This window comes from Falsarthrobacter nasiphocae (assembly GCF_031456275.1).
GTDB lineage: Bacteria > Actinomycetota > Actinomycetes > Actinomycetales > Micrococcaceae > Falsarthrobacter > Falsarthrobacter nasiphocae.
Map to the genome: position 1 here is coordinate 983,852 of NZ_JAVDUI010000001.1, position 19,132 is coordinate 1,002,983.

18 protein-coding genes and 1 tRNA gene are annotated in these 19,132 nt (G+C 69.8%); 8 read left to right on the forward strand and 11 right to left on the reverse strand.

Going from position 1 to position 19,132, the window contains the following annotated elements:
- Positions 1-18: 18 nt before the first annotated feature.
- The 6 genes from J2S35_RS04440 to J2S35_RS04465 all read right to left on the reverse strand — a co-directional run bounded on the left by J2S35_RS04440 (position 19) and on the right by J2S35_RS04465 (position 5,408).
- Positions 19-564, reverse strand: coding sequence for a hypothetical protein (locus J2S35_RS04440; RefSeq protein ID WP_309850258.1), 546 nt, complete (start codon positions 562-564; stop codon positions 19-21).
- Between the two features lie 125 nt (positions 565-689).
- Positions 690-1,187 carry a hypothetical protein gene (locus J2S35_RS04445; RefSeq protein ID WP_309850261.1) on the reverse strand — a complete coding sequence of 166 codons (498 nt, stop codon included), beginning with the start codon at positions 1,185-1,187 and terminating at the stop codon, positions 690-692.
- Positions 1,188-1,346: 159 nt separating this feature from the next.
- Positions 1,347-1,658, reverse strand: a complete 312-nt coding sequence (locus J2S35_RS04450; RefSeq protein ID WP_309850263.1) for an AzlD domain-containing protein — start codon at positions 1,656-1,658, stop codon at positions 1,347-1,349.
- Positions 1,655-2,536 carry an AzlC family ABC transporter permease gene (locus J2S35_RS04455; protein WP_407649783.1) on the reverse strand — a complete coding sequence of 294 codons (882 nt, stop codon included), beginning with the start codon at positions 2,534-2,536 and terminating at the stop codon, positions 1,655-1,657. The genes J2S35_RS04450 and J2S35_RS04455 overlap by 4 nt, the downstream gene beginning before the upstream one ends.
- Positions 2,537-2,561: 25 nt before the next feature.
- Positions 2,562-4,472, reverse strand: coding sequence for a glycoside hydrolase family 15 protein (locus J2S35_RS04460; protein WP_309850266.1), 1,911 nt, complete (start codon positions 4,470-4,472; stop codon positions 2,562-2,564).
- 63 nt (positions 4,473-4,535) lie between these two features.
- On the reverse strand, positions 4,536-5,408 hold the full coding sequence (locus tag J2S35_RS04465) for a glycerophosphodiester phosphodiesterase (RefSeq protein WP_309850267.1): 873 nt from the start codon (positions 5,406-5,408) through the stop codon (positions 4,536-4,538).
- Positions 5,409-5,519: 111 nt separating this feature from the next.
- Between J2S35_RS04465 and J2S35_RS04470 the strand changes: the two genes are divergently transcribed.
- Both J2S35_RS04470 and J2S35_RS04475 read left to right on the forward strand, forming a co-directional pair.
- Positions 5,520-6,782, forward strand: coding sequence for a DUF445 domain-containing protein (locus tag J2S35_RS04470; RefSeq protein ID WP_425545662.1), 1,263 nt, complete (start codon positions 5,520-5,522; stop codon positions 6,780-6,782).
- 142 nt (positions 6,783-6,924) lie between these two features.
- A complete protein-coding gene (locus J2S35_RS04475; protein ID WP_309850271.1) occupies positions 6,925-7,719 on the forward strand; it encodes a hypothetical protein in 795 nt (264 codons plus the stop codon).
- Positions 7,720-7,833: 114 nt separating this feature from the next.
- Here the strand turns inward: J2S35_RS04475 and J2S35_RS04480 are convergent.
- Positions 7,834-7,906, reverse strand: a tRNA-Lys gene (locus J2S35_RS04480).
- 107 nt (positions 7,907-8,013) lie between these two features.
- Between J2S35_RS04480 and J2S35_RS04485 the strand changes: the two genes are divergently transcribed.
- From J2S35_RS04485 to J2S35_RS04500, 4 genes are all read left to right on the forward strand, one after another.
- Complete coding sequence (locus J2S35_RS04485; protein ID WP_309850274.1) at positions 8,014-8,943, forward strand: carbon-nitrogen hydrolase family protein; 930 nt, start codon at positions 8,014-8,016, stop codon at positions 8,941-8,943.
- The gene (locus J2S35_RS04490) at positions 8,940-9,569 is read left to right on the forward strand and encodes a hypothetical protein (protein WP_309850277.1); all 630 of its coding nucleotides are present in this window, start codon (positions 8,940-8,942) and stop codon (positions 9,567-9,569) included. The genes J2S35_RS04485 and J2S35_RS04490 overlap by 4 nt, the downstream gene beginning before the upstream one ends.
- Positions 9,570-10,041: 472 nt before the next feature.
- The gene (locus tag J2S35_RS04495; protein ID WP_309850279.1) at positions 10,042-10,665 is read left to right on the forward strand and encodes a nuclease PIN; all 624 of its coding nucleotides are present in this window, start codon (positions 10,042-10,044) and stop codon (positions 10,663-10,665) included.
- A gap of 1 nt (position 10,666) precedes the next feature.
- Positions 10,667-11,674 (forward strand): inorganic phosphate transporter, encoded by a 1,008-nt coding sequence (locus tag J2S35_RS04500; RefSeq protein WP_309850281.1) that lies wholly within the window; start codon positions 10,667-10,669, stop codon positions 11,672-11,674.
- 70 nt (positions 11,675-11,744) lie between these two features.
- Here the strand turns inward: J2S35_RS04500 and J2S35_RS04505 are convergent, their stop codons facing one another.
- Complete coding sequence (locus tag J2S35_RS04505; RefSeq protein ID WP_309850284.1) at positions 11,745-12,797, reverse strand: zinc-dependent alcohol dehydrogenase family protein; 1,053 nt, start codon at positions 12,795-12,797, stop codon at positions 11,745-11,747.
- Between the two features lie 73 nt (positions 12,798-12,870).
- On the opposite strand from J2S35_RS04505, the gene J2S35_RS04510 reads away from it, so the two are divergent.
- Positions 12,871-13,968, forward strand: a complete 1,098-nt coding sequence (locus J2S35_RS04510; RefSeq protein ID WP_309850286.1) for a 1-phosphofructokinase family hexose kinase — start codon at positions 12,871-12,873, stop codon at positions 13,966-13,968.
- 15 nt (positions 13,969-13,983) lie between these two features.
- Entirely contained in the window at positions 13,984-16,083 is a 2,100-nt protein-coding gene (locus J2S35_RS04515; RefSeq protein ID WP_309850289.1) for a PTS fructose transporter subunit IIABC, read from the forward strand.
- A gap of 115 nt (positions 16,084-16,198) precedes the next feature.
- Here J2S35_RS04515 and pstB read toward each other — a convergent pair whose 3' ends face one another.
- From pstB to pstC, 3 genes are read right to left on the reverse strand one after another with little or no spacing between them, the layout of a single operon-like run.
- The gene (pstB, locus tag J2S35_RS04520) at positions 16,199-16,978 is read right to left on the reverse strand and encodes a phosphate ABC transporter ATP-binding protein PstB (RefSeq protein ID WP_309850290.1); all 780 of its coding nucleotides are present in this window, start codon (positions 16,976-16,978) and stop codon (positions 16,199-16,201) included.
- A 50-nt stretch (positions 16,979-17,028) separates the two neighbouring features.
- Positions 17,029-18,153 (reverse strand): phosphate ABC transporter permease PstA, encoded by a 1,125-nt coding sequence (gene pstA, locus J2S35_RS04525; protein WP_309850291.1) that lies wholly within the window; start codon positions 18,151-18,153, stop codon positions 17,029-17,031.
- A 1-nt stretch (position 18,154) separates the two neighbouring features.
- Positions 18,155-19,093, reverse strand: coding sequence for a phosphate ABC transporter permease subunit PstC (gene pstC, locus J2S35_RS04530; protein WP_309850293.1), 939 nt, complete (start codon positions 19,091-19,093; stop codon positions 18,155-18,157).
- Positions 19,094-19,132 lie beyond the last annotated feature (39 nt).

The window sequence follows — 19,132 nt, forward strand, 5'->3', positions numbered from 1 at the left end:
TCATGCTTGCAGAGTAAGTCAACGGGCGTATAGCCCTACTGCCGACTGGGAAGCAGGCCCCTGCCACACACACTTTTTGGCCGCTAACCCCCCACCTGATGCGGACTTAGACTGCGCTGTGACCACGTTCGTGTCGAGAGTTTTTTCGAGTATCGACCAATAGCTTGAGTCGCCATCCCTCTTCCGAGCATTGAACGCGCCGAGGAGGGTGTCGGCGATCCACAACAGCGGCTCGTCGCCACCTCGCTTGTGCTCGATCCGCAAACCTTGAAAAACGCCCTTGTTCTGCAGGCTCACCAAGTGGGCCACATCTCGCTTGTCTTGAGAATCCGTGCGGGTCTCAAGCGTTGCACGACACACCTTCATCGCATGCAACTCGCTATAGATGCGCTCCAAACATAATCGGCGAAACCGCTCCGTTTTTTTCGCCGGGTCGGACAAGTGAGCGACCAGCATGGTGATGGGCTCAAGCTCGGCAACCGCGTGAACAATTTTTCGTCTTCGAGACGCACTCTCATCGCTCCAGTGAAGCTTGATCTGCCCCTTGAGCCTGAGCTCTCTCATGACACCTCGGATCTCCTCCGATCGTTCATCACCGAGAAGCGCTGCCCCAACGAGATATGCCTGATCCTCGGGGGACCACAGGATAGAAGACTCATCACAGTAGGCAGAATAATCCAGGCCGGACGTCAGATCGCCTCACCAGCAGCGGACACCGAGGACCTCAAGAACGGCGACACTTTCAATTGGGTCGCCGCCAAGACCCCTGGAACCTCTTTCACCTTGGCGAAGGAGTCATGCCGGTAGTAGTGCCCGCCATTCTTTTCGCCAATGGAGAATGTCCCCCCGCGAGTGGCATTCTCTTGAACGACAGACAGTGGAGCCATGACGAAGTCAACGTGCCCCTCGGCCTGGCTAATCACCCATGCCAGCGCTGGCTCCACAGGGATGCCGATGGCGATGTCTGCGGCTGCCATCTGTATCTTTTCCACGGCTGACGAGCTCACGGGCAACGGAGCCGAGGCCCCCTCCGCACTACGAGTGACGGCAACCACGAGATAAGCAACATCCTGGGCCGCCCCGATGACCAAGTGGTACGGCGCATCCTCCTGCACATCGTCCGCAGGGAAGGACAGCTGGAGCAGGGCAGGGAGCAGAGAACGCAGAACGGGATTGGGCAGAGCCACGGAGACCTCTTCGATGTAGAGAGAACTAGCAGCTCTAGATTGTACCCCCGTAGATGCGATCCTTCAACATGACATCTACAGTTTCTAGATCCACTTCATCTCCTTCGACCGGAGCGCACGGCATCCGACACGCCTCCCCTTACATAGCGCCCCGGCTCCCTAACCCATCCCCAGCGCCCGGGCACCGGCCGCCGCGAGGGCACCGATGATGACCACCACGATGAACGGGGCCCGAAGCCAGAGGGCAATAGCCGCCGCGGCCAGCGCCACCACGCGGGCATCGATGACGAGGTGCGGCCCGCTGGCGAACGCGTTGGTCACCACGAGCGCCGCGAGGAGCCCGGCGGTCATGAACTGGCTGATGCGCAGGACGCGGTCGTCCTCAAGGAAGCGCTCCGGGACGAGGTAGCCCACGAACTTCGTGGCGAAGGCGGCCGCGCAGGCCGCGATGATCCAGATCCACTGGCTCACGAGCCGCTCCCCTCATGAGACGGGCCAGCGGGCCCGCGAGCCCCGGAGGGCCCGGTCGGACGCCCGGCGGCCCCGTCGTCGTCGGCTCCAGAGGCAGGAGAGCCGGCACCCGCAGGCGCCTCCGAGAAGCCTCCCCCGGACGCCCCCGAGGCCCCACCCCCGCGCACCGAGCGCCAGCCCAGGAACCCGGCCACCACGGCGGCCACGATGATGGGGATGCCCGGCGGCACGAACGGCACGGCCAGCGCGGTGGCCAAAGCGCTGACCACGGCCACGCCCGCAGAGTCCCGCTGGCGCAGCCGCGGCCAGAGGAGGCCGAGGAAGGCGGCAACGGCAGCGCCGTCGAGCCCCCACGCCGCCGGATCCCCGATGCGGGACCCAGCCAGAGCCCCCACAAGCGTGAGGAGGCTCCACAGGATCCACACGCCCACGCCCGTGACCCAGAAGCCGATGGAGCGCTCGCGCGCGGTGGGCTGGGCGGAGGACACGGCGGCGGACTCGTCAATGGTGACGTGCGCGGCCAGCGGGCGCAGCCGCCTGCTCGGGCGCACCAGGGCGTTGACCTGCATGCCGTAGACGGCGTTGCGGACGCCCAACAGCGTGGACGCGCCAAAGGCCGAGGCCCCAGCCCCGCCGCCGGCAAGAACGCCGATGAACGCGAACTGGGACCCGCCGGAGAGGAGGAAGACGCTGAGCACCATCGTCTGGAGGACGCTGAGGCCCGCGGCAACGCTAAGGGCGCCGAACGAGATGGCGTAGAGGCCCGTGGCCACGGACAGGGCCGCGCCGGTCTTGAATGCCCCGGTCTTGTGCCACGGCGTCACGGGCGCGGCGGAGTCACCGCCACGGCCCTCGACGCCAAGCCCGGCAGCACCCACGCCCCCAGGACCGGCGGCCCCCACCTCAGTCGCCGAGCCCGGCGGCGGTCTTCTCCAGCGTGGTGGCGCCGACGTCGACCAAGGCGTCCGCAGCGCGGACGAGACCCAGGTGACTGAACGCCTGGGGGAAGTTGCCGGCCATGCGCTGGCGGTCGGAGGCGTACTCCTCGGCCATGAGGCGCATGTCGTTGGCGTACCCGCAGAGCTTGTCCATGAGCGCCTTGGCGTCATCGACCCGGCCGGAGTACGCGTACTGCTCCACGAGCCAGAAGCAGCAGGCGAGGAACGGGTGCTCGCCGGGCTCAAGCCCGTCCAGGCCGGACTCGGTGCGGTACCGGAGGATGAGGCCGTCCTCGTTGACGAGGTCACGCTCGAGGCGCGCCACGGTCCCGAGCATCTCGGGGGAATCGTGCGCCACGAAGCCGACCTGCGCGATGACGAGGAGCGAGGCGTCCACCTCGGTGTTCTCGTACGTCTGGGTGAAGGAGTTGATCTCCCGGTTGAAGCCCTTCTCCCAGATCTCGGCCTTGAGCTGGTCCCGCAGCTGCTCCCAGCGATCCGCGGGGCCGGGGAGGCCGTGCTCGCGGACGGCGCGGACACCGCGGTCAAACGCGGCCCACTGCATGACGCGCGAGTGCGTGAAGTGCTTCTTCTCGCCGCGCATCTCCCAGATGCCGTGGTCGGGGTCGTTGAGGTGCTTCTCGGCGAACTCGAGGAGCGCCAGCTGGAGCGGCCAGGAGAACGCGTCCTCCTCCACGCCCATGCCGCGCAGCTTCTCGAGCACCACAAGGACTTCGCCGACGACGTCCGCCTGGTACTGGGTCACCGCTCCGTTGCCGATGCGAACGGGCTTGGAGTCCTCGTACCCGGGGAGGAAGGGCAGCTCTCGCTCGGGGAGCTCGCGCTCACCGCCGATCCCGTACATGATCTGGAGGTCGTCCGGATCGCCGGCCACGGCGCGCAGGAGCCACTGCCGCCAGGCCATGGCCTCTTCCTCGTAGCCGTGCTTCATCATGGCCTCGAGGGTGAGGGCCGCGTCCCGGAGCCAGCAGTAGCGGTAGTCCCAGTTGCGGCCGCCGCCGAACTCCTCGGGCAGGCTCGTGGTCAGGGCGGCGACGATTCCGCCGGTCTGCTCGTGCGTGAGCGCGCGCAGGGTGAGGAGGGAGCGGCGGACGTACCGGCCGTAGTCGCCCTCGACGCGGGCGCGGGACACCCACTGCTTCCAGTAGGTGATGGTGGAGTCGAGCGCCTCGTTGATGTCCACGGGGTCCGGGACCGCTTCGTGGGAGGGGAACCAGACGAGTTCGAGGTCGACGACGTCGCCCGCGTTCACCGTGAACTCGCCCTTGTGGGTCTTGCCCTCGGCGGTGGGGAGGCAGTCGCCACGGAGGATGATCGCATCGGGTCCGGCGATGGCGAGGATGACCGCGTTGGCGTCGTCCCCGGAGCCGTTGGCCATGTACCAGGCGGAGTTGCGGACGGCGCTTCCGGCGGCCGCCGCGGCCTCGTCTGCGGCGTACGCGCCGGAGAGGGTGGCCCGGGAGACCCACGGGACCACGTCGCCGTAGCCGAAGCGCAAGCGGAGGTCCTGGGACATCTCGACGCTTCCGCTCAGGCCCTCGATGCGGCGCACGAGCGAGGGGCGCGCGTCCCCTACGGGCATGAAGTCGGTGACGAGCACCTCGCCGGTGGGCGTGGACCACCGCGTCTGGGCGACAAAGGTGCCCGGAATGTAGGCCCACTCAGATGTGGACGCCTCGGGGTGCGAGGGCGCGATGAGCCAGCGCCCGTGGTCCTCGTTGCCGAGGAGGGACGCGAAAACGGACGCGGAATCAAACCGCGGGAAGCAGAGCCAGTCAATGGATCCGTAGCGGGAGACGAGGGCACCAGTCTGCTGATCAGAAAGGAGTGCATAGTCCTCAATGGGAGTCGACATGTACACAGCTCATCACACGATTCCCCGGGGCGTCGATTTCATACATCGCCCGTGAGATGAACGTCATGAGGCGAGGAGCTGCTGGCGCACCTCTGCGGGCATGTTGGTGGTGATCTCCTGCACCCCGAGCTGCCGCATGAGGGCCACGTGGCCGGGGTGGTCGACCGTCCAGACGCGCAGCGTGATGCCGCCCTGAATCCACCTGGAGACCCGCGGCTCGTGGGCCAGGACGTAGTCCACACCGGGGCCCGCCACGCCGGCCCGCCCCGTAGTGATGAGCCGCTCCCCGAGGCTCGCGGCTCGGCGCAGAATGCGGCTGACGGCCTGGGCCCGGATGCCCTCGACGTCCGCGATCTCCTGGAGGCTCGCGCTGTCCACCTGCTGGATGAGCATGCACAGGTGCTCCTCGGGGACGGTCTCGGCGAGGTGCTGCACGCTGTCCGGGTCGAAGCTCATGAAGCTGATCGTGACGTTGCCGAGGGTGCTCGTCTCCGGGTCCCAGCCGAGTCCCATGAGGCATTCGAGGACCCTCTCCTCAAGCCGCAGCCCGAAGGGGCTGGGGTGCTTGAGCTCCAGGGCCAGCCGGACGGGGCGCCCCGCGGAGGCGAGAATCTCCATGAGCTCCTCGAGCGTCAGGAGCTGCTCTTCGACGGTGCCGTACTCCGCCGGAATCTCGGTGCCCTTCCAGCTGGCGAAGTCCAGGTCCCGCAGCTCCGCCAGGGTCTTGGCGGCCACGGGCCCGGTGCCGTTGGACGTCCGCTCAAGCGTTGGATCGTGCAGGAGAACGATCCGCTCGTCCTTCGTCAGGTGGACGTCGCACTCCACGCCGTCCGCGCCGTCCGCGAGCGCCTGGAGGTAGGCGGCGCGAGTGTGCTCGGCGAAGCGCGCACTCGATCCCCTGTGCGCGAAGATGCGGGGGCGATAGGGTCGAGTCATCACGGCTCAACCATAGGCCCCTCGGGTTGCCCCCTGCGGGAACGCCCGCGCGCCTTTCGGTGAACGAAACGTGAAGTCTCTTGCCGCACTACCGCTGGGAGCACCGTGTCCATCAGCTTTACTTCCTCCACCTCTGATGAGGCGCGCCGGGCCGGTCTGCGCCGGATGCAGCGCGTGGCCCTGGCACTGCTCATCGTCTCCGCGGTGGTCTTCTGCGTGTCTTTCGCGCTCCAGGGCGCTCACCCGTGGCTCGCGTACGTCCGGGCGGCCTCCGAGGGCGCGCTCGTGGGCGGCCTGGCCGACTGGTTCGCGGTGACGGCCCTCTTCCGTCACCCCATGGGCATCCCGGTCCCCCACACGGCGATCATCGAGAAGAAGAAGGACACCATCGGCGAGAGCCTCTCGGAGTTCATCGCGGAGAACTTCCTCTCGCCGGACCTGGTGCGGGAGAAGATCGCCCGGTGGGGCTTCGCTCCGCGCCTGGGGCGCTGGCTCGCGGAGCCGGAGCACGCGAGTGACGTCGTGGCCCGCCTCGCGCCGGGCGTGCGGGCTGGCCTGGCCACCCTGGATGACGACGACGTCCAGCGGCTCATCGCGGCCCTGGCCCGCGACCACATCGTCGAGCCGGCGTGGGCCCCCACGGTGGGGCTGCTGCTCGAGGACGTCGTGGCCGCGGGGCACCACACCGCGCTGGTCGACGTCGTCGTCACCCGAGCGGAAGAGTACGTCCGGGAGCACCCGGGCGTGGTGGACCGCCTCGTGGGAGAGCGGGCGCCGGCCTGGGTGCCGGGGATTGTCAACGTGCTCGTGGCGGACCGGGTCCATGCGGAGCTCGTGGGGTTCCTGGGCGCCGTGCGGCAGGACCCGGACCACAGCGTGCGGCGATCCCTCAACGAGTACCTGATCAAGCTGGGGCGGGACCTCCAGGGGGACCCCAAGGTCATCGCCGCGTTCGAGGGGTTCAAGAAGGGCGCCATCGACGACCCGCTTGTGCGGCAGCTCGCCGGGCGAGGCTGGGCCACGATCAAGGACTTCCTCATCTCCTCGGCCGAGGACCCCCGCTCGGACCTGCGCGTGGCGGCCGTCGGCGCCGTCGAGACCCTGGGCCGCCGCCTGGCCGAGGACCGGGACCTGGCCCGCACCGTGGAGACCACGGCCGCGAACGCCGCCGCATCCCTCGTGGGCGCGTACGGGCACGAGATCGCGAGCATCGTCAGCGAGACGGTGGCCGCGTGGGACGCGCGCGAAGCCAGCGAGAAGATCGAGCTCCAGGTGGGGCGGGACCTCCAGTTCATTCGCATCAACGGCACCGTCGTGGGCGCGCTGGCCGGGCTGGTCATCTTCGCGGTGGCCCACGCGGCATTCGGCGCGTAGCGCTCCCGGGGCGTCAAACGGGGCTCGGCGGCCCGGATTCTCCGGCCAATACCCAGGCAGGCCCGTCTAGGCTGGAGCCAACGCCCCGAGCGCCCGCGCGCTCAGGGCATCAAGAGCGCCATCTGAGCAAAGGACTATCCCCATGAACTTCTCTCTCAACCCCAAGGACTGGGCCCGCAACTCGGTGATCGACGACGAGGGCCGCCCCAAGGAGAACTTCCAGAAGGCCATTGAAAAGGCCATTGACATCCAGCGCCCGTTTGTCATCAAGAAGGTGCGTGAGCTGCGGGCTAAGCACCCGGATGAGACGCCCGAGCAGTTCATCGAGCGCCTGGAACGCCGCTACATGACGGCCGTGACCGCGGGCGGCGCGGCCGTCGGCGCCACGGCGTTCGTCCCCGGCGTCGGCACCGTCGCGTCCCTCGGGTTCTCGGCCGCGGCGACGATCGGCTTCATGGAGGCCTCCGCCGTGTTCGCCCAGGCCGTTGCCGAGGTCCACGGCATTCAGCTCAAGGACCCGGAGCGAGCCAAGGCCCTCGTCATGGCCGTCATGCTCGGTGAGGAGTCCAGCGCGATGCTCGCGATGCTCGGTGCCCAGGCCACGGGCCGCGGCGGCGGAACCCAGGACTACTGGGGCAAGCTCGTCGGCACCTCCGGCCAGGCGGGCATCTCGGGGCAGGTCATGGCCTCGATCCGCCGTCGGTTCTTCACGCGCTTCGTGACGCGCCAGGGGGCCGGGTTCATCGGCCGCACGGTGCCGTTCGGCATCGGCGCGGTCATCGGCGGCGCGGGCAACCGCATCATGGGCAAGTCCATCATCAAGGCGGCCCGCGAGGCGTTCGGGCCTGCCCCTGAGACCATCCCGGGCGAGCTTGTGCCCAGCCAGGATGAGATCGAGGCCGCGGCGAAGAGCGAGGACTCCGCAGACAAGGAGTAGCCCTCGCGCGGACAAGGCCCAGCTTGCGCGGCGCCAGGCGCTCCAGAGGCACGGGGCCCGCGGCCCCAGAAAAGAAGCGAAGGCCCCGGATTCGGCGAGATTCCGGGGCCTTCGTGGGCCCTGCGGGGATCGAACCCGCGACCCGCGGATTAAAAGTCCGATGCTCTACCAGCTGAGCTAAAGGCCCGTGAGACTCAGGGCGGCCACAGGGCGCGCGCGTAGAGTCTTCCGTGCCATCTTACCTCTCCCCCGGCTGCCGCGCCGCGCCGGGGACGGCCCCACGGAAGGATCGCTGTGAAGGTTGCTCTCGCTCAAATCTCCGCCGGCCCCGAGCCCCAGGAGAACCTGCGCGTCATCCGCGAGCAGGCGGAGGCCGCCGCCGCGGCGGGCGCGAGCCTCGTCGTCTTCCCCGAGGCAAGCATGCGCGCCTTCGGGCACCGGCTGGACACCCACGCGGAGCCCCTGGACGGGCCGTTCGCCGAGGGCGTTCGCGCCGCGGCCCGAGACGCCAACCTGACCATCGCCGTGGGCCTCTTCACCCCCGCCGAGGATGAGCCCGGTGCCGCGAGCGCGGAGACCGGCGCGGGCCCGGCAGACCCCGCCCCCGCCCCCACAGACCCCGGTGCCGCCGCAGACCCCGGCACCGCCCCCGCGCGCCGCCGCGTCCGCAACACGCTCTTCGTCACGGACGGCCGCGGTCACGAGACCGCCTACGTCAAGATCCACGTCTACGACGCGTTCGGCTTCACCGAGTCCGAGACGGTCCAGCCCGGCACCCGCCCCGCCGTCCACGAGCTCGGCGACGTCCGCCTCGGCCTCGCCACCTGCTACGACATCCGCTTCCCCCACCTCTTCGCCCACTACGGCCGCGCGGGGTGCTCCATCAGCCTCGTGCCCGCGTCCTGGCAGCCGGGGCCGGGCAAGGCCGAGCAGTGGCGGCTGCTCGCCCAGGCCCGCGCCCTGGACTCCGGGCAGTTCGTCCTCGCGTGCGACCAGGCCGTCACCCGCGACCCCGACGCGCCGGCGGGGCCCACGGGCGTCGGCGGCTCCGTCGTCGTCGACCCCTGGGGGAAGGTGCTGGCCGAGGCGGGCGAGGACGCCGAGCTCCTCATTGCGGACCTTGACCTCGGGGAGGTTGAGCGCGCCCGGCGCGCGCTGCCGGTGCTCGCGCACGCGCGGCCCCTTCCCGGAGATGACGACGACGACGCCTGCGGCAGCCGATGACCCCGCGCGAGCATCACAAGCCGGTCGTTCTGCCGCCCGCGCACTTCTCGGCGCAGATCGGCGGGGCAGACCCAGCCCAGCTCGAGGAGGCCGCGCACGCCACGGCCCGAATCGTCCTGGCCCGAGGCCGCGCCAACACTGACCCGGAGCTGACCGCCCGCCTCGTCTCCATCACGGACACCGAGGGGATCGAGGCCATCGCGGGGCTGTGGGCCGGCGCCGGCCCGGACACCCTGCCCGGCGCCCTGTGGCGGCTGTACGCGCTGCGGGATGCGATCCGTCGGCAGCCCACCCGCATGGCACTCCTCTTCAGGGAGGGGGCGGACTCGCACCGGCTGTCCACCGTGCTGGCGGGCGTGGCCCAGCCGCCCGGGGCCGAGGAGGTCAAGGCCATGGCGGATGAGATCCTCGAGGGCGTGTTCACGGGCGAGTTCGACATCGCGCTGCGCCGAGCCGCAGCCTTCGCCCGCACCGTGGCGCTGGGGCAGGCCCTGGACGCGGACCGGGCCGATCGGGCGAGCGAGCGCGCGGGGGCAGCCCTGACCACGGGCTCGGCGCGCCTCATCCGCACGGCCGAGGAGCTCGAGGAGGCCGCCGACCTCTGGCGCGCCGGCGAGCTCCACTAGCCGGGCACTCGCGGACTCGTCGCTGGATCTCGTCAGTGTCAACGTCACTGACAGCGTGACCGACAACGTCACAGGCACCGTGTCAGTCTGCGGGGAGGGGCCCAGGTTGCACCGCCCCCCGAGGTCAGGCGTAAGGTGTAGGGCGTGCCGGGCCGCGGCAGCCCCGGGCTCCAATATCAGCCGCTTCGAGCGGCCTTCCGCCGAGAGGCGCTCCCGGTCCGGCACGCCCCCTCCCAACTCCTGCCACCCAGCCCCACACCATTCCCTCCCGTTGCGGGGCGGTTTTCGCACGTTTTGGGCCCATTTTGTGGTTGAAAATCGCCACGGAACGGGATGGGGGCGCCGCTCAACGGGATGGGACATACCGCGGAACAGAGCGGGAGAACGCCGGAAGAGTGGACCGGTCTGAAACCACCAGTGGGCCGGCCTTCGATATGCTTCACCTGTCAGCCATGTCAGCGAGGAGCAGCTCTTGATCAAGATCCGTTTCCGGGTACCGCGGGAATCGGCGGGGATCGAGCTCTTGGCGGACCTGTCCCGGGAGCTCGTCTCCGCAGTGCAGACGCTCTCCGAGATGCTCGGCTCGTCCAGAGATGAGGACGCGCGCCTCGTCGAGGCCATGCACGCGAGCGAGGGCCGCAGCAACGAGCTCTTCTTCCGCCTCCTTGCCACGATGCGCTCCTCGATCATCAACCGCCTCCCCCGGGAGGACCTCTACATCCTCGGCGGCTCGCTCAACGGAGCGGTCGAGGCCCTGGCCACCGCGGCCGACGTCGTCGTCGCCTTCTCCCTGACCCACCAGTCACCGCGCGCCGCCGAACTCCTTGAGATCATCCAGCGCATGTCGGACAACTGCATCAAGGTCTTCACCTCGTTCGAGAGCCTCGACGACCTCGAGGACGTCTGGGTGGACAGCCTCCGCCTCGCCAAGCGCGCCGAGCACACGCGCATCGCCTGGCTCAAGGAGATGATCGACTCCGGGTCCCCCCTGACCGTCAACAAGCAGAAGCTCATGGCCGAGCGCCTCATGGCCGTCGTGACGCACCTGCGCGCGCTGTCCATGCACGTGGGCGAGATCGTCATCCGAGAGTCCTGACGTGGACGCGGCCCTCCTCCTGGCGGCGCTCGTGGCCTCCGCCGGGTTCGTCCTGATCAACGGGATGCTGGACGCGCCCCACGCGTTCGCGCCGCCCGTCCGCACTCGGGCCCTGACGCCCCGGGCCGCGGTGACTCTGAGCGCCGCCCTGACGGCCGCTGGCGTGCTCATGGCCACGGGGCTCATGCCTGCCGTGCTCGTCTCGTTCGAGGTGCCGCCTGGCCGCTCGGGCCTCGTCCTCATCCTCGCGGCCGCACTCGGGGCCGCAGCCTGGGGCGCGGTGGCGCACTGGCGGCGCATGCCGTCGTCGTCCACCCACGCGCTTCTCTCGAGCGTGCTCGGCGCGTCACTCGCGGCGGGGGTGATCGGCCACCCCACCCTGTGGGCAAAGCCGGGGCTGCTGCTCGTGTCCATCATCGTGCCGCTTCTCGTGGGCCCGTGGCTGGGGTTTGCGCTCGCGTGGCTCGTGGCCAACGCCGTGACGTTCGTGCGCCGTGGGGCCGCGGCCGGGACGGTGAACCGGAATTCGCGCCTGAACCAGTCCGTCATGTCGGGTCTCTTCGCGATGGCCCACGGGCTGCAGGACGGCCAGCGCGCTTATCTCCTCTTCACCGGCGCGTTCATTGCCTCGGGCGCCGCGATCACCCCCGCGGGCCATTGGGCCCTGACCTTGACGGCGGCGGCCCTTCTCGGCGGCGGCGCCAGCCTTGGCTCGTGGCGGGTGGCGCGCACGCTGACGCACCGCATGACCCGGCTGGACCCGGCCTCCGGCTCCGTCGGCTCGGCCACTGCGGCGGCGCTCCTCGCCGCGGGCATGATGGTCAACCTGCCCCTGTCCTCCGCACAGGTCTCCACGGCCTCCCTGCTCGGCGCCGCCGAGGCCACCCCGTTCCACCACACGTCGTGGCGGACCGTGCTGACCATTCTCCTGTTCTGGCTCATCACCCCCGTGGGGGCCGCGTTCCTGGGCGGGTTCTTCTACCTCACGGCCAGCGCCCTGGTCTTCTGACAGAGAACGACGACGGCGGCCCGCCCGCGCGAGCCACCGCCGTCGTCGTCATCCGAGGCGCACCCGGCGCCTACGCCGCGGAGATGACCACCTTGACCGCCTGGTGCTCGGCGGCGTTGGCGAAGAGGTCGTAGGCCTCGAGCATCTGGTCCATGGTGAACCGGTGCGTGGCCATGGCCGCCGCGTTGAGCCGGCCGGAGCGGACCATGTTGAGCAGGTTGCCGACCGTGCTGCAGTCAACGAGACCCATGTTGAGCCGGACGTTGGAGATCCAGAGGTCGTTGAGCGGCAGCTCCACGGGCTTGCCGTGGACCCCGACGTTGGCGACCGTGCCGTAGGGGCGGACGATCTTGAGGGCGGTCTCGAACGTGGCAGGGATGCCCACGGCCTCGACCGCGACGTCCACGCCGAGGCCGTCGTTCGAGAGGGCCCTGACCTGCTCGATCGCGTCCGCGTCCCCCGCGTTGACCGTGTCCGTGGCGCCGAGCTCGCGGGCTTTGGCCAGGCGGTTCTCGTCCATGTCCACGGAGATGATGCGCCCGGCGCCGCAGAGGCTCGCCGTCATGATCGCGGAGAGGCCCACCGGGCCGGCGCCGACGACCGCGACCGTGTCCCCCGGCTTCGTGTTGCCGTTGAGGATGCCGATCTCGAAGCCCGTCGGGAGCGCGTCCGTGAGGAAGAGAACCTGCTCGTCGGTGACGCCCTCGGGGACCTTGTGGACGCTCGTCTCGGCGAAGGGAACACGGACGTATTCGGCCTGGGTGCCGTCGATCAGGTGCCCGAAGATCCAGCCGATGCCGCCGACCGTCTGGCAGTGCGAGGCCTGGTTCTTCTTGCAGTAGGAGCACTTTCCGCAGTTGGTGACGGCGGGGATGATGATGCGGTCCCCCACCTTGAGGTCCGTGACCGCGGAGCCGACCTCGGTGATGGTGCCGACCGCCTCATGGCCGAGGATGCGGCCGTCCTCCACCGCGGGGACGTCGCCCTTGAGGATGTGGAGATCGGTGCCGCAGACCGTGGTCGTGTCGACCTTCGCGATGACGTCCGTGGGGTCCTGAATGACGGGATCCGGAACTTCCTCCCACGCCTTCTGACCGGGGCCGTGGTAGACGAGTGCCTTCATGACTGCCTCCCTGTGAGACGTATAACGGATGTTGTTCTTTAAGCATATTTAGTCCCTTCCCTCGGCGCTGAATGTGACGCTGCTCCCGCTGTGCCGCATCGGCGCGTACGATGTCCACCATCCCCACGTCGCCCGGAACCAGGCGGCGAAGCACAGCGAAAGCGGCCCCGTGATCCTCACAGTGACCCCCAATCCGAGCCTGGACCGGACTGTTGAACTGCCCGCCCCGCTCGAGGCCGGCCGCGTCCAGCGGGCCGTCTCCGCGGTGCAGCACCCGGGCGGCAAGGGCATCAACGTCTCGATGGGCGTTCACGCCGCCGGCCAGTCGAGCCTCGCGATCTTCCCTGCCCCGGACGGGGACCCGCTGCTCACGGCGCTGGAGGCCGCGGGGCTCCCCGTGGCCCCGGTCCCGGCGGCGTCCGCGGTCCGCACCAACACCGCACTCGTGGACCCCTCCGGCGTCACGACCAAGGTCAACGAGCCCGGCCCCGACTTCGGCCCGCAGGACCTCGCGGCCCTGACGGCGCTCGTCGTCAAGCACTCCGGCCGCGCGTCCTGGCTGGTCCTCGCGGGGTCCCTCCCGCCCGGTGCCCCCGCAGACACCTACCCCCGCATCATCCGGGCAGTGCGGGCGGCACTCGGGGACGCGGCCCCCCGCATCGCCCTCGACACGTCCGACGAGCCCCTGCGCGCGGCCCTCGATCCCGGCCGGGCCGCCGAGGAGCTTCCGGACCTCATCAAGCCCAACGGGGAAGAGCTCGCCCTCCTCGCGGGCGTGCCCTCGGACGGGGTCGAGGACGCGCCCCCCGCAGCCGCTGAGCTCGCCGCGGACCTCGTGCGCCGGGGCATCCCGGAGGTCCTCGCAACCCTCGGCGGCAACGGGGCTCTCCTCGTCACGGGACACGGCGCCATCCACGCGGTCCACGCCCCCGTCACCGTCCGCTCCACCGTCGGCGCCGGGGATTCGAGCCTCGCCGGCTACCTCCTCGCCTCCCTTGAGGGGGCGAGCCCGGAGGCGCGCCTGCGACGGGCCGTGGCCTACGGCTCCGCGGCGGCCAGCCTCCCCGGAACCACCATCCCCTCCCCCGGCGACGTCGCTGAGCACGCCGTCATGACCCACGAACTCACCACCCGACCCGTCGCCCCCGCCCCGGCGGACCGGCACGCCTGAACGAAGGACGACCCAGTGAGCACCCTCATCACCCCAGACCTCGTCTCCCTTGACGAGGACCTCGGCCCCGACCGCCCCGACGTCATCCGCGCCCTCGCTGACCGGATCGCCGCCTCGGGCCGCGCCAGCGACGCGGAGGGCCTGTACGCCGACGCACTCGCCCGCGAGGCCAAGACGGCCACCGGCGTGCCCGGCGGCATCGCCATCCCGCACTGCCGTTCCGAGCACGTCCTCGAGCCCACGCTCGGCTTCGCCCGCCTTCCGCGCGGCATCGACTGGGGCGCCAAGGACGGCCCCGCGGACCTCGTCTTCTTCATCGCCGCCCCCGCCGGCGCCGACAACACCCACCTCGCGATCCTCTCCACGCTCGCCCGCAGCCTCGTCCGCAAGGACTTCCGGGAGTCCCTGCGCTCGGCGTCCAGCCGCGAGGAGCTCGTCGCGCTCGTCGAGGCTGTGGTCAGCGGGGAACGCCCCGGGTCTTCCCCCGCGCAAGCCGGCGTCGTCGGCTCCTCTTCACGGACGACGACGCAGGCCGCCGCGCCCAGCGCCGCCCCGGACACGGACGCGCGCGCCGATGCCGCCCCCGCGCACAAGCCCAAGCTTGTGGCCGTGACCGCCTGCCCCACGGGCATCGCCCACACGTTCATGGCGGCCGACTCCCTCTCCCAGGCCGCCGAAGACGCGGGCGTGGAGCTGCACGTGGAGCCGCAGGGCTCAGGCAGCGTCACCCCGCTGGACCCCGCGATCATCCGGGACGCGGACGCCGTCATCTTCGCCGTGGACGTCGACGTCCGCGATCGGGCCCGCTTCGCCGGCAAGCCCGTCATCCAGAGCCCCGTCAAGCGAGGCATCGACGAGCCGGCCGAGCTCATCCGGGAGGCCGTCGCCGCGTCCACCGACCCGAATGCGCGGCGCGTTCCCGCGGCAGGAGGAGCGGACGAGTCCGCGGCCTCCGACCGCACCGAGGGGCTCGGCGGGCGCATGAAGCGCGTCCTCCTGACCGGCGTGAGCTACATGATCCCGTTCGTGGCAGGTGGCGGCCTTCTCATTGCGCTGGGCTTCCTCCTCGGCAGCTACGAGATCACCTCGTTCGCGGACAAGATGGTCCTCGAGAACTCGCTGTGGAACCTGCCCACGGAGATCCCGGAGCACGCCCCGCTCGGCGCCCTGGGGGCGTACCTGGGCGCGGTCGCGTTCAAGATCGGCGCCCTGTCGATGGGCTTCCTCGTCCCCGCGCTGGCCGGCTACATCGCCTACGGCATGGCGGACCGGCCGGGCATTGCGCCGGGCTTCGTCGCCGGCGCGGTCGCCGGGTTCATGGGTGCCGGCTTCCTCGGCGGCATCGTGGGCGGTCTCCTCGCGGGCGCTGTGGCCTCGTGGCTCGGCTCGCGCCGCTTCCCGCGGGCGGTGGCCTCACTGATGCCCGTTGTGGTCATCCCCCTCGTGGCGTCCATCGTGGCGTCGGGCCTGATGCTGCTCGTCCTGGGCGGCCCCATCGCCGCACTGACGAAGGGCCTCAACGACTGGCTCTCCAGCATGAGCGGCACGTCTGCCGTGCTTCTCGGCGTGATTCTTGGCCTCATGATGTGCTTCGACCTCGGCGGCCCGGTCAACAAGGTCGCGTACTCGTTCGCTGTGGCTGCCCTCGGCACCGCGGCACCGGGCCAGACGGCGCCGCTGCTCATCATGGCTGCGGTCATGGCGTCCGGCATGGTGCCTCCGCTCGCCCTGGCGCTGGCCACGGCGGTGCGCCCGGCCCTCTTCACGCCGGTTGAGCGGGAGAACGGCAAGTCCGCGTGGCTCCTCGGCGCGGTCTTCGTTTCCGAGGGCGCCATTCCGTTCGCGGCGGCCGATCCCCTGCGCGTCATTCCGGCCACCATGCTGGGCGGCGCGGTCACGGGCGCCCTGTCTATGGGGCTCGGTGCCATGTCGCGCGCGCCGCACGGCGGCGCTGTGGTGTTCTTCGCCATGGACGGGACGGCCCTGCAGTTCCTTCTGTCGGTCCTCGCGGGAACCGTGGTCTCTGCTGTCGCGGTGATCGTCCTCAAGTCCCTGGGCCGCAAGAGGGCGACGACGGACGCGCCCGCCGAGGCGCTCGAGCCCGCCGGCGTCTGAGCCCCGCCCGGCACCGTTCCGGCCGGGCAGAATGCACGAAGGCCCGCCCTGGGCGCTCTCAGGGCGGGCCTTCGTGTGTCATGCGGACGTCGTTCGCGACGCCGTCAGGGAGGCGTTATCCGAAGCGGCCGGAGACGTATGCCTCGGTCTGCTCGTTGGACGGGTTGTTGAAGATCTTCGAGGTGTCGTCGTACTCGATGAGCTTGCCCGGCTTGCCGGTGCCCTGGATGTTGAAGAACGCGGTCTTCTCAGCCACACGGGCGGCCTGCTGCATGTTGTGCGTCACGATGACCACGGTGTACTCGGTCTTGAGCTCGTGGATGAGGTCCTCGATGGCGAGCGTGGAGATCGGGTCGAGCGCGGAGGCCGGCTCGTCCATGAGGATGACGTCCGGCTTGACCGCGATCGTGCGGGCGATGCAGAGGCGCTGCTGCTGGCCGCCCGAGAGGCCGGAGCCCGGCTTGTCGAGGCGGTCCTTGACCTCGTTCCACAGGTTGGCGCCGCGGAGGGACTCCTCGACGAGCGAGTCCGCGTCCGAACGCGAGATCCGCTTGCTGTTGAGCTTCACGCCCGCGAGGACGTTCTCGCGGATGGACATGGTGGGGAACGGGTTGGGGCGCTGGAACACCATGCCCACCTGGCTGCGGACGTTGACCGGGTCGACGCCGGGGCCGTAGAGGTCCTCCCCGTCGAGGAGGACCTTGCCCTCGGCGTAGGCACCCGGGATGACCTCGTGCATGCGGTTCAGGGTGCGGAGGAACGTGGACTTGCCGCAGCCGGACGGGCCGATGAAGGCCGTCACGGAGCGGGCGGCGATGTTCATCGTCACGCCCTCAACGGCAAGGAACTTGCCGTAGTAGACGTTGAGGTCGGTGACGTCGATGCTCTTGGACATTCGTGAATCCTTTGTGACTCGAGGACGGCTGGCTCGCGGGGCGGCGAGCGTCAGCGTCCGCCCTTGGGGGCGAAGAACGTGGCAATGGCGCGGGAGAGGAGGTTGAGCAGCATGACGAGCAGGATGAGCAGCAACGCCGCTCCCCATGCGCGCTGCGTGCTCGGCTCCGCGTAGGAGGGGTTCAGCGGGTTCTGGATGAACTGGTAGATGTACACCGGGAGGGACGCCATCCAGTCGTTGAACACATTGGCGTTGATGCGGCTCGTCATGCCCGCGGTCACGAGGATCGGGGCCGTCTCACCGATGACTCGCGCGATGGCGAGGGTGACGCCGGACGCGATGCCAGAGATCGCCGTGGGGATGACCACCTTCATGATGGTGCGCCACTTGCGCACGCCGAGCGCGTAGCTGGCCTCGCGCAGCTCGTTGGGCACCACGCGGAGCATCTCCTCCGTGGAGCGGACGACCACGGGGATCATGAGCACCGAGAGCGCCACGGCGGCCACGATGCCCATGCGGGTGCCGGGGCCGACGATCGCCGCGAAGAGCGCCGCGGCGAAGAGACCCGCGACGATGGACGGGATGCCCGTCATGACGTCCACAAAGAACGTGATGCCGCGCGAGAGCTTGTTGCCCTGGCCGTACTCAACGAGGTAGATGGCCGTGAGGAGGCCGATCGGCACCGAGATGAGCGTGGTCCACAGGGTGATGAGGACCGTGCCGACGAGCGCGTGGTAGGCGCCGCCGAGGACCGGGGCGCCGTTCTCCACGGCCTTCTTGTCAGCGACGCCCGAGACGCCGTTCATCGAGGAGGAGAGGAACCCGGGCTCAAGGAGGCCCGGCAGGCCGTTCTGGAGCACGGTCCACAGAACCGAGACGAGGGGCAGGAGCGCCACGATGAACGCGCCCCACATGATGCTGCGGAAGAAGCGGTCAGTCGCCTTGCGGTGCCCCTCCACGCCTCGAGCCACGAAGTACAGCGCGCCGATGAAGAGGACTCCGGCGACGACGCCCGTGAAGAACAGGCCCGCGCCGAGGAGCGCCTTGGCCGCAAAGGCCACGGCGATGGCCCCGGCGGCGACCGCCCAAGGAATCCACGAGGCCAGGCGGCCCCGGGTCAGGCTGCCACGGCGGGACTGAAGCGCCGCCGTACGCTGGTCAATGCTGTGAGACATGTCAGTTAGCCCCCGAGAATTCCTTGTGGCGGGTCACGATCCAGCGGGCAACGAGGTTGACCGCGAGCGTGATGACGAAGAGGACGAGGCCTGCCGCGATGAGCTCGTTCATGCGGAGACCGAACGCCTCCGGGAAGTTGAGCGCAATCTCGGCCGGGATCGTCTGGTTTCCTGCCTTGACGAGGCTGGCCGTCAGCGCGCCCGAGGAGAGGACGAGCGTCACGGCCATCGTCTCGCCAAGCGCACGGCCGAGGCCGAGCATGACGCCGGAGATGATGCCGGGGCGGGCGAACGGGAGGACCGACATGCGGATCATCTCCCAGCGCGTGGCGCCGAGCGCGAGCGCGGCCTCCTCGTGGAGGCGCGGAACCTGAAGGAACAGCTCGCGGGAGATCGAGGTGATGATCGGCAGAACCATGACGGCGAGGACGATGCTCGCTGTGAGGAGGGTCCGGCCCGTCTGAGAGGCAGGGCCCGCGAAGATCGGGATCCACCCCATGTTCTCAGCGAGCCACTCGTAGGGGCCCTTGAGGTTCGGTGCGAGGAACGCGATGCCCCACGCGCCGTAGACGACGGAGGGGATGGCGGCCAGCAGGTCGATGACGTACCCGAGGGCGTTGGCCACGCGACGGTGGGAGTAGTGGGTGATGAAGAGAGCCACGCCGATGCCGATGGGCGTCGCGAGGAGCAGCGCGATGAGCGACGCCACGACGGTGCCAACGACGAACGGCCACACGTAGGCCAGGAATCCGGCCCCGCCCGTGGACGCACTCGCGGGGGCTATGAGGGCGGGCCAGGCCTGGACGACGAGGAAGATCGCGACACAGGCCAGAACGATGAGGATGAGGATGCCGGCGCCGAGAGACAGGCCGCTGAAGACCTTGTCCCCGGCCCGCCCGGAGGCGGGCTGTCGGCGCGTCGATGCTGTCGTAGAAGACACAGGAGTAACTTTCGGTCGAAGTGGGCGACACCCGAGGGC